The organism is Cyclonatronum proteinivorum (genome assembly GCF_003353065.1).
GTDB lineage: Bacteria > Bacteroidota > Rhodothermia > Balneolales > Cyclonatronaceae > Cyclonatronum > Cyclonatronum proteinivorum.
In genome coordinates, this window is record NZ_CP027806.1 from 3,506,515 (window position 1) to 3,520,446 (window position 13,932).

The window sequence follows — 13,932 nt, forward strand, 5'->3', positions numbered from 1 at the left end:
GGAAGTTTGCTTTTTTTTCGGAAGATGTGTGTCCGGGCGCATTAACCATTTCAGGCAAAGCCGGCGAATAATTGTGATTCATTGGGGTTCCCTCAGGGGAGCTCACCGGCATTGCACCCATGTTTTCAAACATCCCGCTTTGGCAATGAAGCTACCGGACTACCGGAAAATCTTACAGGCAGAAAGTCAGACCGTCAGACCGTAGCTGACCGCATGTTGCTATGCAAGCCCCCTGTCCTCAAAACTCAGCTTCCGTAACAGCGCTTTTTTCTTGGTCTGATGTGCCTCCATGCGGTGCAAAATATTGTCGAGACTTTGCACGGCAGCCGTGATGTGCGGCCCCTTGTTCAGCATTACGCACTCTGCGCGGTTGCCCATGGCGGCGTCGGAGATTTCGGCCCGCGAAGGCAGCCCGGTTTTGGCGAGATTTTCGAGCACCTGCGTCGCCCAGATAACCGGCACATGCGCGGCCTCGCTGATCCACAGGATTTCTTCCTGCACTTCGGCCATGCGCTCAAATCCGCACTCGATCGCAAGGTCGCCGCGGGCAATCATCACCCCGCAAAACCGCGCCTGCATGGCCGTAAGGAGCATATCGGGCAGGCTGTCAAAAGCCTGCCGCGTCTCGATTTTCAGAATGATGGCCGGCTGTTTAGCGCCCGGCGCGTTGGCTTCCATCACGTCCATCAGGTGCTGCACATCCTCCGCCTGATTCACAAACGAGAGTGCCACAAGGTCTGCATGGTGCTGAATCCACGGCAGATCGGCGCGATCTTTCTCCGTCAGGGCACTGACTTCGATCACCGTTTGCGGCAGGTTGATACCTTTATCCGCCCGCAGCTTCGTGCCGGTCGGACGCGCCTGACGAATGCGCACCAGCACTTTTTCTTCAGCAATATCTTCGATGATACCCCCGATTTTGCCGTCGTCGAACCAAACCGGCGCACCGGGCAGGGCATTCCGGAAGGCCTCGGGAAGCGAACAGGCAATGTGCGCCGTCACTGTTGTTGACGCTGACGCTGAAGGTGACGCTGAGAATGATGCTGATTTTTGGGGATGCAGCGCGATTTCGAGTAAATCACCCGGTTTGAGTACGACTGCAGGATCCGGGTTGAGCACCGCGTTCACCAGGACGGCGGGCTGATCGCTGCGCCCGGGTTTGAGTCGAATGCCGGGTGCGGCATAAATGGTTTTGTGGCTCAGACCAAGTAGTCCGTCGCCATCGGTTTGCTCGAGCAACAGCTTCCGTCGGGCGCCCCGTGTATCGCGCAGGTGCAGCGTATCGCCCGGCTTTAGGTTATTGAAAGCCTTGTCATCCAGAACGAGTGCGGGAAGTGTTTCGCCGCTGTCCGCGCAGGCAGCGGTTCCGGATGCAGGAAGAAGCCTGATTCGGGCCGGTAGCGTGACCCGGCCCAGGGTATCGCGCTCGGGCTTGATTTTGAGCACCGGCACTTCCGCCGGCACTTCTGCCGTCCGGATTTTGGGTCCGGCGAGGTCGGTCATCACGCGGCAGTTTTTGCCGGTCGCCCGGCTGGTTTCGGCAAGGTTTTGGGTCATACGCAGCCAGTCCTCCGGCTGATCGTGCGCGCAGTTGATGCGCGCCACATCCATGCCGCTTTCGAGTAGGGACGTAAGCAGCGCGAGGTCGTGCGCGGCCTCGGGCGGCATGGTGACCATAATCCGGGTGTTGCGGTGCGGCTGCGGCGGCCCCAATACGTGCGCGGTGTTCTCCGTAAGTCGCGTGCTCCCGCAGGGCGGCTGCAAAAAAGCCGGGTCGCTCTCCGGCATTTCTGCCGGCTTGGCATTACCGTCGGCCGCGGCCAGCGCCGTATTGATGAGGCGGATCACCGCCCGGAAACTCTCCATCACCCCGGCCTCCGCCCGCCCCAGCGAGGACAGCCCCAGCCCCGCCAGCTCCCGCTGAATACCGCGCAAATCATGCTGCCGCAGCACCAGATATTGCAGCAGGTTCACCGCACTTTCCCGGTTCTCAGGATGCACCCGCTTTAGCCGGGCCTCAAAGCGGTCGGGCACAAGCTGCATTTCAGCAACCATCTCCTGCAGGGCAGGCAGCAGCTCGCGCATCTTTTGAATGCGCCACGGGCGCAGGCGGGAATCATCGTAAAGGGGCTTCATAGCGGGAAGAAATAGGGAAGTCTGTTGGATAAGGAATCAAGATAGCATTTCTTTTTGAAGCCCATATTACGGAGAGTGCAGAGTGCAGAGTGCAGAATTGTTGATTGTTGATGCCTAAATACGGTTGACGTTTTAGTTGAGATGAAACATTTTTGTGGCGGTCAGTTTTGTGGATCTTCCGGATGCTTTGATGGGTATCCGGGCAGGTCAGACGAAGGGGATCTCTCACATGATGCTTCGACGGGTTTCCAGGTTTAGCTGTGCTTCAAAGCCTTGAGGAGTGCGGTGGTAGGTCCCGCTGTTCGAGATGACACCTTTGTTAATTCTTAGTGATGATTACTGGGTTCTCACTGCAGAGTTGTTGATGCCTATGTACGGTTGACGGTTTAGTTGAGATGAAACATTTTTGTGGGTTATGTTTTTGCGGCACCGCATTGGGGAACGGTCGGTAATATGGGATGCTATCCGGGCTGGCAGTAAGGCAGATTAGCTTGGCTATTTTTGGAATCCGCCGAAGGTCTGATAAACTTGGTGGGTCGTAAACGGAACCGTTGCTTAATTACGACTCCCCAAAAAGCAAGGGATTCATCTTTGACTTGGGGACTTCCGATCTGCCACGAAAGACCGTGATGTTCTCGGGATTTCCCCCAAAAAAATAAAAGCTGCGTACTGCGCAGGCTTTCAGCGTCAGGTTTTGGACGTTGTTACAGCACCATCCCAAGCCGGGTTTGGTTGGGGAGTAGGGACCCGGACTCCGTTTTTTTTCAGGCGAATTCGTCGAGTTTTTTCTTTTTGTTGGCGCCGCGGAGGATTTGATGATCCGTGTCGTGGGCGGTTTGGGGCTCGAGGTGCAGGGTGATGACGCCGTCGGTTTTGAGGGCGTCGATGAGGCTGCGTTCGAGGCGGGTGGCGTCGGCGTGGGCGGCTTCGAGGCTGATGTTGTCGGCGAAGACGAGGTGGAGCTCGACCCAGGTGGTGCGTCCGGAGGTGCGGTGGCGCAGGTGATGCCAGCCGGTGATGTGGCCGGGCAGCTCGCCATCGAGTACGCCGCGGAGGGCCGCGTCGGTTTCGGGGTTGCGCTCATCCATGATGCCTTTCACCGAGAACCGCAGGAGCCGGTACCCTTCGAAGCTGATGTAAGCGGCAATTCCTAAACTGATAATGATATCGATGAAGAGCCAGCCGGTGAAGTGGATGATGACGAGTGCGGCGACAACCCCGGTGCTGGTCCAGACATCGGTGAGGGTGTGTTTGCCGTTGCTGATGGCGATCATGCTGTTGTGCTTTTTCCCGACCGACACGACGTAGCTGCCCAGCGCGAGGTTGATGAGGGCTGCGCCAATGAGCATAATCAGACCGGTACCCATGTTTTCGATGACGATGCCGGTGATCATACTCTGCACCGCGTAGTACACGATGGTGAAGGCGGCGGCTACGATGATGGCACCTTCCGCGCCGACCGACAGGAGTTCGATGCGTTCGTGCCCGTAATGGTGATCGTCGTCGGCGGGTTTGAGGCTGAGGTAGTAGCCGTATACGACGAAGGCGACTGCGAAGAAGTGGACGACGGACTCGAGGGAGTCGGAGAGGGCCGCGGTTGAGCCCGTGACAAAGAATGCGCCAATTTTCATGGATAGCGATACCGCGGAAACGGCAAGGCTTAAAATCAGCGCTTTTTTTACCGGGTCTTTTGTTGCAGTGCCTGAAATCATAGTTGGCCGTTTTTAAAGTTTCTTTTTCATTATTTCTGAGAGATTTGCTGCGGTTATTCTCCAAAGGTTGATTCAACTTCCCAGTCAACACTACTCACCGTTGGTTCTTTGCTGAGCCTTTCTGCGATATTTTCGATAATCAGCTCATGGGTGCCTTTTACATGTATTTTGGCTTCAACCTGAATAAGCGAGGCGTTGGGAATATCTTCGGTTTTGAGCGCATTCAGTGTCGCGTTTTGAATGCTTTTTAACTGACGGATGATGATGTCGCGAATCAGGATTTCATCTTTTTCTTCTATGACGGCTGTGAGCGTGTACTCGGTTGTGGCGCTTCGGAAGTAGTGAGGAAGTTCATCAAGTTTATGGGCCACAGGCCTGAGGAGGGTGTGGGCAAGAATAATGAGCGCTGTGCCAACCGTTGCTTCTGTCAGGAATCCGCTGCCAGCAAGTACCCCGATTGCGCCGGAGCCCCAAATGGTGGCAGCGGTATTGAGGCCGCTTACGTTGAGGCCTTCTTTGAAGATGACCCCTGCCCCTAAGAATCCGATACCGGAGACAACCTGTGCGGCAACACGTGTGGGACTGACTTCGTCGGGGGTCATCATCCCCAGAGAAACAAACAGCGCGGCGCCTACAGCGACCAGGGCATTGGTGCGCAAGCCAGCCATGCGCTGCCTGATTTGCCGCTCGACACCGATCAGAGAGCCTAAAATAAAGGCTGCCCCAACCCTGATGGTGAATTCCAATAATTCCATATACCAGCACCAGTTTGCAGCTTTTTTGGGAATCAGAAAGAAAGTACCCGGAAAAGCTGTAAGATTATGCGTAACAGCGGCTGTTTTCGATCAGTCCGGTTACTAAGATCATTTGAATAGCATACACCTTTTCAACAGTATATGCACGCACATTAGGTAGAGGTCGGTTAAGATACCTAATGATTTGATACCGAATTAACTTAAGACTGGGCTTCGGGAATTGAAGCCGGATTTGTCAGACTCAGCCTTAAATAAACAGGATGGCGAAACATCAGCTCTGCACATCCTTTGTACCTTTAGGTTTTATATATGCTAACTCAACTAATATTAAACACCTATCAGGGTTGCGACGAGGTAGAAGTACAGTCCTAAACCTGTGAAATCCTTGATGGTGGTAATGAAGGGGTCGGCGCCCGGTGCGTGGTCGAAACCAAGCTTGAGGAGGATGTACGGCAGCAAAAAGCCGAGTAGGGTCGCTACGGGAACCACGACTGCAAGACCGATGCCCACCGCAAGGCCAATTTCAGGAATGCCGTTGGGCATACCCTGCCAGTACCAGGCAACGATGCCGCCAATTAAGCCAAGCGCAAGACCCATTATCGCACCAATTGATACTTCACGGCCTATGTGACCGAAAATCCTTGAGGTATCAATGTGCCCGAGTGCCAGGCCGCGGGCGAAAATGGTGGAGGACTGCGTACCTACATTGCCCCCCATATCCATCAACACCGGTATGAATACGGCGGCAACCAAAACAGCTTCCAGAACATCTTCGAAGTAATCGATAACGCCCCCAACCAGAAAACCGCCGGCAAGCGTAACGAAGAGAAACATCATGCGCAGGCGGATCGGGTACCAGATGCTGCCTTTCAGGAGCTTGCTGCTGTTGACCAGATCTTTTTCGCGCTCCTTATCGCGGTCGCTGCGGCCGGCAATACCGGCTTTCTGGAACATGGTTTCGGATGTTTCTTCTTCAATCACCTGCATGGCGTCGTCGAAGGTTACGATGCCGGTAATCCTGCTTTTCCGGTCGAGTACCGGAATGGCAAGGAGATCGGCTTCTTTAAGCATGCGTGCCGTTTTTTCCGCGGGTTCGTCTGCGAAAACACTGACAAAATCGGCGGACATCAGCTCACTGATTTTTAACTGCTTATCGGCCGTGATGAGCTGACGCAGCGAAACGGTTCCGATCAGGCGGCGCTGCGCGTCGATTACGTAAGCGTAGTAGATGGTCTCTTTTTCCGGGGCTTCCAGACGAAGCTGCTCCAGCGCCTGCTCGGCTGTTATTTCCGCTGTGATGACGGCATAGTCGGTCGTCATGATGGCACCGGTTGTGCCTTCGCTGTAGGAAGAAAGTTTGAGGATGTCTTCCCGCTCGGTTTGAGCCAGCTCTTTCATGATTTCTTTCCGCTTGTTTTCAGGGAAAGATTTGAGCAAATCTACACGCTTATCGTGCGGCATTTTTTCAACCAGTGCATAAATATAGCTTACAGGCTGTGTGGAGAGAATTTCATACTCAATATCTTCATCAAGTATGCGCAAAACCTGAAGCTGTGCGTCATTTTCAAGGGATTTGAATACCCGGACTTTGTTTTGGGTTTCCAGTTCAAGGATAAATTCGGCAACATGGGCCGGGCTGAGCTCAGCAAGTAAGCGCACGAGGAGGCTTGTTTCGCCTGCCTTCAGGGCATTCATGAGCTGTGTTTTCAGGGAGTTGTCTAAGGTCATAATTCTGAATTTTTGCGCGTACTATTCCCGTGCGGGTTTCACGCATAGTTTTTTAAAAAGGGTGGATTTAGAAGAGCGGCAAGCTGCTACTTCGGGCTGCCTTGGGTATCATCAGGCCTGCATGCCCCCGCGTACATAAAGCTTCTTATTGCAATCAAAAGGCATTTTTTGAATTTTTGCCGAAGATTGAAATAATCAGCCCTACCATCGCGGGTGCAAACCCGTAGTAGTTCCTGTTATTTTCGGAGTACAGGAATGTTTACAGGCAGCCGGCTTACCAGAGGCTGTCCGGTGTAAAGGCAATACCTACGTTAAATCCGGGGAAGTCAAAGCCACTTTCGAATCCGCGGCCATAGGTGATGTCCATCTCGAGGAGACCATCAATAAGGGCGAGACGCAAGCCGCCATTAAGTCCAAAATCAGTGCTTTCGGCAAAAACTTCTGCAAGTACAGAAACCCTGTCATGGATGCCAAAATCACCGCGTACGCCATAAATTGGGGTAAATTCCCAGTCATCTCCATCATCAGCAAGTACGAAACCTGCGTTGAGATGCAGCATGGAATCCCCGCCCAATATCAGACGGCTGTAAGGGACGTAGGCCATAAACTCTTCAAAATCACCGCCATCGCTGAAACCAAAAGCGGTAACCAGGCCAATGGCACTGCCGAATTCTTCGACATCGCGGTTTACAGCTTTGAGTTCGGCAAAGAAACCGGCAAATTCGAAATCGCCTGCCGTATCAAAAGCAAGGCCTGTGGTTAATTCGAGCCATTCCGTCACGGCAAAAGCCGGCTGAAAAATGGCTTCTTCGGTCCCGGCCCAGGTTTCAATCTGGAATGAGCGATGGGTGGTAACCGCCGCGTCATCAATGATCATTTGCTGGGCGTTTGCAGCCTGTCCGATCAAAATAACAATGCCAACCACAAACATGATGGCAATTTTGATGAGCAGGTGTAATTCTTGGGTGAGCTTCTTTTCGTAACGCATACTTTTTATAATTTTTGCGGTACGGCAGAAATTGCATCACGAGCATACCAAGCCCCTGATAACTGAACCTTCAACTTCGCCTGACTCGTCCAGCACTACCATTAAGCAATGCGAACTTTGGCAAGGAGTTATTGGAATTGTGGTTCCACAATTCAGGCAACTGGCAATTCATCGCGGGAAGGCGGCGATGAACTGAAATCTATACGCTCAGTGTTGAGCGAAATCCCATTCACCACGGCCGGTCACGCCATAAATCTGAGCTACAGCTGCAGGCTCAGGGTCCGGATCAGTATGCAGGCAACAACTATGACTGTCGTCCATTTCCGTGGTTTAGTTTAGGTTTAAAATTTTAAATCCGATTTTTTCGGATCGCAAAAGGTAGGGTTGATTTTGCGGTAAAGTCAACCCTTTATTTTAATTTGCCAGATTATGAAGGGGAATTCCGTTCATTAACAGCCGCTCACAATGGCGGCTATAGGTTTGAATTTTATTGAGATAGTTATGTCTGACAAACATCTCCGGAGGCTATTCAATTTTTGTTCATTTCATACCCGAATATAGGTCGCTGTATCCTATTTTAGCCCTATGAAATCCAATATCCCTTCTCTCAAAGCGGCACCAAAAGTACTTATCGTTGCCAATGTGTGGCCTGAGCCGGACTCTTCGGCAGCCGGAAAACACATGATGCAGCTGCTGGAAACGCTCAGCGTACTTTCAGAAGAGATGCTCTTTACCTGTACGGCAGTCGAAAGCCATTTCGTGAGTCCGCGTCTTTCTGAAATCTGTAAGACCGCAAACATCCGGATGAACTGCAGTAGCTTTGATCAGCTCGTTTCAGATTTTTCACCAGACCTTGTGGTGTATGACCGGTTTTTGGCGGAGGAGCAATTCGGATGGCGTGTGCGCGAGAGATGCCCCGAAGCTGTTACGATGCTCAATACCGAAGACCTCCATTTTGTCCGGCGCTGGCGTGAGAACAACCGCAGTGACACCGGTTTTTCGTGTACCGATATTCCGGTGAGTGCATTTCTTACTACCGACGCACAGCGGGAGCTCGCTGCCCTGTTCCGCTCTGATCTTACGCTGCTTATCTCGGAAGCCGAGCACAGGCTTTTGCTGCACCATTTGCCTGCAACAGCCGGTTTACTGCAGTATCATCCGCTTTGCAAGGAGGGCGGGAATCAGGCGCTGAACACGGTAACAGACCATCAAACCAACGTTATTTCGCTGGGTAACTTTTTGCACAAACCCAATCAGGACGCAGCACTAACCCTGATTCAGCACCTGTGGCCGGCCCTTGGTCCGCAGTTAAAAAATGCGGAATTGCACCTGTACGGGGCGTATCCATCCGAAAAGCATTTCAGATGGAGTCAGCCCGCTAAGCGGGTTTGGGTGAAAGGTCGCGCGAAAAATTTGCAGGAAACGTTGTGTGCACACCGGCTGATGCTTGCCCCCATCCGCTTTGGTTCGGGCATCAAAGGTAAGCTGCTGGATGCCATGCAGTTCGGGCTGCCTTTTGTCACTACGCCAATCGGTATCGAGGGTATTGACAGCACCGAAAACTGTGAACCCTTTGTGGGCTTTACGCGGGAGGATTTCATTCAAAAATCAGTGCGTTTGTACGAAGATGTGGCGCTGCGCAACGAATTCCGGGCATGGGCGCATGAAGTGCTCAATAATCGTTTCGAAAGCCGTGCCCATGAAACCTCCCTCATCAAAACGCTTACTGCGCGCCTTCGTAATCGCTCGCACTTCCGGCAGCAAAATATTATCGGCGCAATGCTGCAGCATCACTCCTTAGCAAGCACGCGATACATGGGGAAGTGGATAGAAGCCAAAAATGCAGGCATCACATAGCAAAGCGCGGCTGACATGCGGGCATAAAAAAAGCTTCCGGTTGTATCAAACACGGAAGCTTTGGGATATATTAATGCGATATATATAATTCTTGCGGAGAGAGAGGGATTCGAACCCTCGATACCCCGGAGGGGGTATAACACCTTAGCAGGGTGCCGCTTTCAACCACTCAGCCATCTCTCCGGTTGAAGACTCCAAATATAATCTTTTCTAAGCCTCTGTTGCAACTGTTATTTTTGGAAGTGTAATTTATTTTTCCTGCTTTTCTTCATCATCAATAACATAGATTTGGGCGAGATTACGCCCTTCCTGCGCGTAGTCGAGACCGTAACCCAATACAAACAGGGTCGGTATTTCGAAACATACGTACTTGATATCAAGGTGATATTTCAGGGCTTCCGATTTTTTGAGCAATGTTACCCACTCAACCGAGGCAGGCTTTTTCTGTTCCACAATGTTGGTGATGTAGGAAGCTGAGAGACCTGTATCGATGATATCCTCAACAAGGATGACGTGACGGCCGGTCAGGTTTGCGTCTACATCCTTACGCTGCTGCACGAGACCGGACGAAACTTTAGCGTCCCCATAGCTGCTCAGCTTGTAAAAGTCCATTTCACAGGGTATGGTGATGTATCGCATCAAATCTGCCAAAAAGATAAAGGCGCCGTTCAGCACCCCAATCAGAATAGGCTTTTTACCTTCGTAATCGCGGTCTATTTGCGCCCCGATTTCAGCTATGCGTTTTTGGAGCTCCTGCTCCGGAATCATCACTTTAAAGCGCTCGCCGTTGCAGAGTACTTCCTCGGGTTTGTGAAAGGACATATCAGGATATTCTTTTGAAAATTAACGTTTTATCTCCTTGCAACCGGCACGCAGCATGCGCAGCAATGAGACCTGTTTTAAGATATTCATTGCGGGGAAAGATAACAGCGAGAAGTACGCCATCAAACGAAACAAGTACCTTTGCTGAAATTCTTTGAGCATGCATCACTTTGTGATCTGTGAGAATATCAGAAATGAGTTTGGTACCCTTCATTCCCAGCGGCTGCATGCGATCGCCCGCTTTCCATGGACGAATAACAAGCGGAAACCGCAGGCTTGCGGCCCGCAATTCAAGCACATCAGCCTGCGGTTCACCCTGCCAGGCTCCTGCTGTATAGAGAAGGGAAGCATCCGATTTACAGACGATCTCCTCCCCCGCAACCGGCATTGCATGAATGTATTCCGGAGCATGTTCCGGGTTTTCCCCGGGGATTAACCGGAGCAATAGTGTTTTTTCTTCCCGTACTACTTCAAAGCCGTTACCGATGTGCAGCTGACTTCCCTTTTGCAACTTGAGATGGTTGCGCAAAGCTGAAAGAACCGATTGCGGCGGAGAAAAGCCGGCTTCCCGCAACACCCAGGCGTCAAGAACAGCTTCACATAAGTTGTCACTTATACAATTAAGTGCCGATATTTTAATCTGATTTTTTTCAGAATAAGCACTTGCGAGTTCAGCGATGATCTCAGCTACGTGCTTATTGGCCGCTGCCGTTTTTTGAAGCCGGTCCGACCAGCCGGGAAACAGCTTGTCAAGCACGGGCAAAATTTCATGACGGAGACGGTTGCGGGTGTAGTCGGGGCTCTGATTGCTTGCATCCTCCCGCCACTTTAGACCAACGCTTTGGGCGTACTGTAAAACATCCGCTTTTCTCAAGTGCAGCATAGGACGAATAATATGCCTGTCTCTCGCTTTAATCCCTCTCATGTTGCGAAGGTTACCTGACCGAAAAAGCTGCATCACAAGGCTCTCCTGCACATCATCCGCGTGATGGGCCGTAGCGATATAGTCCGACTGCGTCGCAAACCGCACCTTTTCAAAAAACCGATAGCGCAACACCCTCGCGCTTTGCTGAAAATTTCCGGTCAGCTCTTCCTCTGTAGCATGATACACAAATAAGGGTATATCATTGCTGCGGCAATACTCAGATACCAGTATTTCATCGGCATCGCTTTCCGCTCCGCGCCTGCCATAATTAACATGCGCCGCAACAACAGACTCCCTGTGCAGGGCACAGCGCATGAGCAACACCATACTGTCAGCCCCCCCGCTTACGGCACAAACTATTTTTTTTGCCGGTAATTTAATTTTTTTCTGAAGCTCTTCAGTCAAGCGGTTCAAAACGGACATCCTGCTTCGTGAACCTTCTTACACTGTCGCTTTCATCCAGAAATACAGGGTAACCGCCAAGATCAATTCCCAGGAATTTAAAGCTGCCTTCCAGTACCTTGTTCTCCACCCGTACACGGTTGAGCTGTCCGTAGCCCCGGTGCATTCTGTTGATTTCCAACAACTGCTGCTTCAGGTCGACCCGGCTTCGATTATACTGCTCATCAAATTCATTCAAAACTGCGGCAAGTAAAGCGGTATGATTAACATCCCGGCCCAAAATGCCGCTTAGGTTTACCGCTGTGTCGGAAAGCTCAGGCGGCAGCTGACCGTTTGTGTTTATGCCTATACCTATAACGAAGCGCTCCAGCTCCGTACCCTTAAAAGTACCTTCAGCCAGAATGCCGCAGGCTTTTTTACCGCCAATCAGGACATCATTCGGCCATTTAAGGGTTGCATTAACGGCACAGCATTTTTTCAGCGCTGTAACCACAGAGTAGGCTGCGACCTGAAGAAGCATGTGCAGCGACTGCTCTTTTTCCGGTTTTAAAACCACTGAAAAAGTGAGCGCGGTATGCTTTCCGGCAATCCACTCATTTTGCCGCTGCCCGCGACCGGCATACTGCTTTACCGCCACACACACCAGCCCGGGATCAGCCAGTGCTGCGGGCAGTTTTTTCACCAAGGTATTGGTCGAAGGGAGCTGTTTGAAGCACCAAAAGTCCTGACCAATGGTCCGGGTATCCAGCAACTGATACAGCTGTATGAAGTCAATCTGACTATCGGAATGCGCTTGCTTAGTTTTCATGGCTGAAAATGCATATAAAAAAAGCCCTGTGCAAGATACACAGAGCTTTTATATGTCAATCAACGAACGTAACTGAGCTCTAAAGCCGGTTAGTTGCCGTCGCCGATAACGAGAACGGAATCCTGTGAACCGTACTCATTTTCTTCGTAGCGATCGGCTTCATCATCGTTTTCCCAGCGCTCGCCATCGAGAAAGTAGCGGAACTTGTACTCGCTTTCAGGCTTTAGGCGAAGTACGGTTTCCCAACCGCCGTTTTTCTTTTCAAGCTTATTTGCAGCGGGATCCCAATTGTTGAAATCTCCTACAACTACAGCTTCTGCTTCTGCCCATTCAGCGGGAATTTGCAGACGCACTTTACAGATCGTCTTCTTAGGGGTGAATTCTTTGCTTACCATTGGTTTGCGTAGATTATATGGAGTGAAGTGAACATCCACAAACTAATTTCTTTAGTTTCTAAAGTCAATCAGATTTAAAGATTCCCGGAAAACCCAAAACAGGCTGAATTGCCAAATAAAATTAATCTCTGACCACATCTGCCTTAACTAATTCGGCCTGAAACCGCTTTTACATTTGCTGTATTGCCGCGGTGATTTGCTACCCCCGCGACAATCCCCAGGAATTTACTTTATAATATAAAGTAAAAGTGGCGTAAGGCGAGTTTCTCTCCGAAATTTCCCTGTCCTGCAGCGTCCAACACGCTTTCACTCCCCCGCATGACAAGCGGCAGCTATTCATCAGATATCAACTTCGTTCAGCCTGCGCTTGAACAGCTCAATTTTTTCTATAGGAAGCGGATCGACCTTTGAGAAAATAGCCAGATAGAAGGATGTGAAGTCACCCAGCAAGCTCATATAAAGCACCCGCTGCAGCGCATTATTACCCACAGCATTTACCCGCTTCAGGGTTTGGGCGTGCGGATAAATAATTTCTGCACTCACATTCATTCTGTGCCTGATTCTTGGGTGATCAGAATCATCCTGCAAAATAAGCACCGACAGCCTGCCCATCAGGTGCGAAGTGAGCTCCCACCCTTCTACCTCGTTGTGATTCATTTCAGGAATGTGACTGCAGTAGGCGAGTACTTTGGCATTTTCGTGAAGCTGCGTTTTCCAGCGCAGCGCGACCGGTGCCATCAGGCCATCGCCCGAATAAATAATCGGAAGCGTATTCTGAAGGTCTCTCGCAAGCTCGATAGCAATGTTTTCCTCAAGGGAAGCAAGAATTTCGATTTGCTCCTGAAGAAAATGGGCTGCCTCTTCCAAGTCTTCGTCTCCGGGCTGAAAGATGTCAAGATGCTGAAAAACGCGCCAAATGGCACAGAAAGAATACGCAAGCGCGGCCCGGGTTATCCGGGATTGCGGAAGTCTGATGATGGGAATGCCCTGCGTATCGGCCGTCTCCTGAAGCTGACCGCCGGTTGTAATGATTACACGCTGCGCGCCGCGGGTGGCAGCTTCTTCAAAAGCCGAAAGGGTTTCTTCGGTATTTCCTGACTGTGATACCGCTACAACCAGGGACTTCTCATTCACAAAAGACGGCAGCGAGTACGATTTGTTCACATGCACCGGCAAATGGCCCGTTTCAAGTGACATCGCCCGAATCAGCTCGCCTCCTATAATAGCCCCGCCCATCCCGGTGATCACAACATCCTGAATGCGGCTTTTATCGATTGTCAGCTTCACATCACGGGTTTCTATGATAGCGTCGTGCAACTGCTCATCGAAGGTGCAAAGTTTATCCCATAGCCCCTGCGGATCAATACTTCGAATCAAATCAAGCGTAATCATAACAAGTCCCTC

Annotated in this window: 11 protein-coding genes and 1 tRNA gene; 1 reads left to right on the forward strand and 11 read right to left on the reverse strand. The window is 51.2% G+C overall.

Features of this window, described 5'->3' with window-relative positions; genetic code table 11:
* Window positions 1-219: 219 nt before the first annotated feature.
* The 5 genes from CYPRO_RS13320 to CYPRO_RS13340 form a co-directional block, all read right to left on the reverse strand.
* Complete coding sequence (locus tag CYPRO_RS13320; protein WP_114985084.1) at window positions 220-2,136, reverse strand: pyruvate kinase; 1,917 nt, start codon at window positions 2,134-2,136, stop codon at window positions 220-222.
* Between the two features lie 764 nt (window positions 2,137-2,900).
* The gene (locus CYPRO_RS13325) at window positions 2,901-3,848 is read right to left on the reverse strand and encodes a cation diffusion facilitator family transporter (protein WP_114985085.1); all 948 of its coding nucleotides are present in this window, start codon (window positions 3,846-3,848) and stop codon (window positions 2,901-2,903) included.
* 53 nt (window positions 3,849-3,901) lie between these two features.
* Window positions 3,902-4,603, reverse strand: a complete 702-nt coding sequence (locus CYPRO_RS13330; protein WP_114985086.1) for an MgtC/SapB family protein — start codon at window positions 4,601-4,603, stop codon at window positions 3,902-3,904.
* 327 nt (window positions 4,604-4,930) lie between these two features.
* Window positions 4,931-6,331 (reverse strand): magnesium transporter, encoded by a 1,401-nt coding sequence (gene mgtE, locus CYPRO_RS13335; RefSeq protein WP_114985087.1) that lies wholly within the window; start codon window positions 6,329-6,331, stop codon window positions 4,931-4,933.
* Between the two features lie 274 nt (window positions 6,332-6,605).
* Window positions 6,606-7,319: a hypothetical protein gene (locus tag CYPRO_RS13340; protein WP_114985088.1), complete on the reverse strand. Its 714-nt coding sequence runs from the start codon at window positions 7,317-7,319 to the stop codon at window positions 6,606-6,608.
* Window positions 7,320-7,904: 585 nt separating this feature from the next.
* On the opposite strand from CYPRO_RS13340, the gene CYPRO_RS13345 reads away from it, so the two are divergent.
* Window positions 7,905-9,176: a glycosyltransferase gene (locus CYPRO_RS13345; protein ID WP_114985089.1), complete on the forward strand. Its 1,272-nt coding sequence runs from the start codon at window positions 7,905-7,907 to the stop codon at window positions 9,174-9,176.
* 94 nt (window positions 9,177-9,270) lie between these two features.
* Here CYPRO_RS13345 and CYPRO_RS13350 read toward each other — a convergent pair.
* The 6 genes from CYPRO_RS13350 to CYPRO_RS13375 all read right to left on the reverse strand — a co-directional run bounded on the left by CYPRO_RS13350 (window position 9,271) and on the right by CYPRO_RS13375 (window position 13,920).
* Window positions 9,271-9,359: transfer RNA gene (locus CYPRO_RS13350), tRNA-Ser, on the reverse strand.
* Between the two features lie 66 nt (window positions 9,360-9,425).
* Window positions 9,426-9,998 (reverse strand): hypoxanthine phosphoribosyltransferase, encoded by a 573-nt coding sequence (gene hpt, locus CYPRO_RS13355; RefSeq protein ID WP_114985090.1) that lies wholly within the window; start codon window positions 9,996-9,998, stop codon window positions 9,426-9,428.
* Window position 9,999: 1 nt separating this feature from the next.
* Complete coding sequence (gene tilS / locus CYPRO_RS13360) at window positions 10,000-11,337, reverse strand: tRNA lysidine(34) synthetase TilS (RefSeq protein WP_164682786.1); 1,338 nt, start codon at window positions 11,335-11,337, stop codon at window positions 10,000-10,002.
* Window positions 11,321-12,133 (reverse strand): biotin--[acetyl-CoA-carboxylase] ligase, encoded by an 813-nt coding sequence (locus tag CYPRO_RS13365; protein WP_114985092.1) that lies wholly within the window; start codon window positions 12,131-12,133, stop codon window positions 11,321-11,323. The genes tilS and CYPRO_RS13365 overlap by 17 nt, the downstream gene beginning before the upstream one ends.
* An 89-nt stretch (window positions 12,134-12,222) precedes the next feature.
* Window positions 12,223-12,528: an isoamylase early set domain-containing protein gene (locus CYPRO_RS13370; RefSeq protein ID WP_114985093.1), complete on the reverse strand. Its 306-nt coding sequence runs from the start codon at window positions 12,526-12,528 to the stop codon at window positions 12,223-12,225.
* Between the two features lie 339 nt (window positions 12,529-12,867).
* Window positions 12,868-13,920 (reverse strand): bifunctional phosphoglucose/phosphomannose isomerase, encoded by a 1,053-nt coding sequence (locus CYPRO_RS13375; protein WP_114985094.1) that lies wholly within the window; start codon window positions 13,918-13,920, stop codon window positions 12,868-12,870.
* Between the last annotated feature and the right edge of the window lie 12 nt (window positions 13,921-13,932).

Bases quoted from the DNA above. Each gene is read 5' to 3' on its own strand.
- CYPRO_RS13320 (WP_114985084.1), bottom strand. From the start codon at position 2,136: ATGAAGCCCCTTTACGATGATTCCCGCCTGCGCCCGTGGCGCATTCAA.
- CYPRO_RS13325 (WP_114985085.1), bottom strand. From the start codon at position 3,848: ATGATTTCAGGCACTGCAACAAAAGACCCGGTAAAAAAAGCGCTGATT.
- CYPRO_RS13330 (WP_114985086.1), bottom strand. From the start codon at position 4,603: ATGGAATTATTGGAATTCACCATCAGGGTTGGGGCAGCCTTTATTTTA.
- mgtE (WP_114985087.1), bottom strand. From the start codon at position 6,331: ATGACCTTAGACAACTCCCTGAAAACACAGCTCATGAATGCCCTGAAG.
- CYPRO_RS13340 (WP_114985088.1), bottom strand. From the start codon at position 7,319: ATGCGTTACGAAAAGAAGCTCACCCAAGAATTACACCTGCTCATCAAA.
- CYPRO_RS13345 (WP_114985089.1), top strand. From the start codon at position 7,905: ATGAAATCCAATATCCCTTCTCTCAAAGCGGCACCAAAAGTACTTATC.
- hpt (WP_114985090.1), bottom strand. From the start codon at position 9,998: ATGTCCTTTCACAAACCCGAGGAAGTACTCTGCAACGGCGAGCGCTTT.
- CYPRO_RS13365 (WP_114985092.1), bottom strand. From the start codon at position 12,133: ATGAAAACTAAGCAAGCGCATTCCGATAGTCAGATTGACTTCATACAG.
- CYPRO_RS13370 (WP_114985093.1), bottom strand. From the start codon at position 12,528: ATGGTAAGCAAAGAATTCACCCCTAAGAAGACGATCTGTAAAGTGCGT.
- CYPRO_RS13375 (WP_114985094.1), bottom strand. From the start codon at position 13,920: ATGATTACGCTTGATTTGATTCGAAGTATTGATCCGCAGGGGCTATGG.